General features: G+C 57.7%; 1 protein-coding gene. It reads left to right on the forward strand.

The window, feature by feature from the left end:
- Positions 1 to 7: 7 nt before the first annotated feature.
- Positions 8 to 1,213, forward strand: a complete 1,206-nt coding sequence (locus tag I6F20_RS37515) for an IS110 family RNA-guided transposase (RefSeq protein WP_463671698.1) — start codon at positions 8 to 10, stop codon at positions 1,211 to 1,213.
- Positions 1,214 to 1,465 lie beyond the last annotated feature (252 nt).

Here is a 1,465-nt window from a genome sequence, read left to right on the forward strand (position 1 = left end):
GCAGCCGATGACTTTACACGCCCGCAGTTCGCTCATCCCGAAGGCTCCACGGAGATGGGCGACAGCTTTCCGCTTGGCCGCTTGCGTCACCATTAATGGGATGGTCCGCACCGTCCTCCTCCCTCATCATGGGGGAGGTCAGATCAATAGAGAAGAGTATCATGGCCCATCGCAATTTGCCGCGACCTGCGGCTGTCTATGGATCGACATTGGCAAGAACCTGTTCCACGTCGTTGGCCTGAGCTGCGACGGCACACCTGTTCAGAAAGTTCGCTCTCGACGGGACACTCTTCTTCAGTTCTTTGCTCGCGCACAACCAAGCATAGTTGGCATGGATTCCTGCGCCGGTTCACAGTGGCTCGCCCGGAAGATACAGGCACTTGGTCACAAGGTGCGCCTGATCCCCGCGCAATTCGTGAAGCCCTACGTGAAGTCAAACAAGAACGACATCATCGACGCCGAGGCGATCGCTGAGGCCACGACGCGACCGACAATGCGCTTCGTCGCCGTGAAGGAGGAGGACCAGGTCGATCTTCAAGCGCTGCATCGAATCCGTGACCAGATGGTCGGCGCGAGGACACGCCTGATCAATCAGATGCGGGCTTTCTGCCTCGAGTATGGCGTACCTTTGCGTCAGGGGGCCGGAATATTCAAGCTCGAGCTACCGCTCGCTTTGAAAGACGAAGGAAACGGTATATCACCGGTGATGCGGCGTCTGGTCGGCGATCTCTACGCCGATCTCTGCCGCCTCGAAGAACGGATCCGCCAAGTGACACAGGAGATCGAAGCGGTCGCTAACCGAGAGGACGTTACACGCCGGCTGATGACAATCCCTGGTATCGGCGCATTAGGTGCGACCGCTGTGCTTGCCGCGATCGGTGATGGGTTGCAGTTTCGCAAGGCTCGCGACCTTGCTGCCTGGCTGGGGTTGGTGCCCAGACAATACTCGACCGGCGGAAAACAGACGTTGCTTGGCATCAGCAAACGCGGCAACCGCTATTTGAGAAAACTTCTAGTGCATGGCGCGCGATCCTGCTTCCGGCATCTGGACCGAACGCGCGATCGCTTTGGAAGCTGGCTCAACGGGCTCCAAGCTCGGATGCATCCGAATAAGGCCGTTGTCGCACTAGCCGCCAAGATGGCTCGCATTGTCTGGGTGGTCTTGAACAAGCCAGGAGCACTCTACGAACGCAGGGATCCTGCTTTCAGCTGACGACTTCTGGCGAGATTGCAAGGCTCGGGAACAGTGATGACGAAACAGTGGATCAACATGCCGTAAGCCCTGTGCAAAAAAGCGGGCTTCGTGCCCGAACCATTTATTGGGAACGGCGTGCGCGGATCTCATCATGGCCTGGCTGCAACAGCAGTCCGCTCGCGAGAGGCCGGATACATTTATGCAACTGGAAGCGTCATTTTCGCTGTTACGACCCTTGCACGGACGGTGCGGACCATACATTCTTTCTCA

The organism is Bradyrhizobium sp. IC3123, assembly GCF_020193625.1.
In the GTDB taxonomy this organism is placed as follows: Bacteria; Pseudomonadota; Alphaproteobacteria; order Rhizobiales; family Xanthobacteraceae; genus Bradyrhizobium; species Bradyrhizobium yuanmingense.

Coding starts and splice junctions, on each gene's coding strand:
- I6F20_RS37515 (WP_463671698.1), top strand. CDS start 8: ATGACTTTACACGCCCGCAGTTCGCTCATCCCGAAGGCTCCACGGAGA.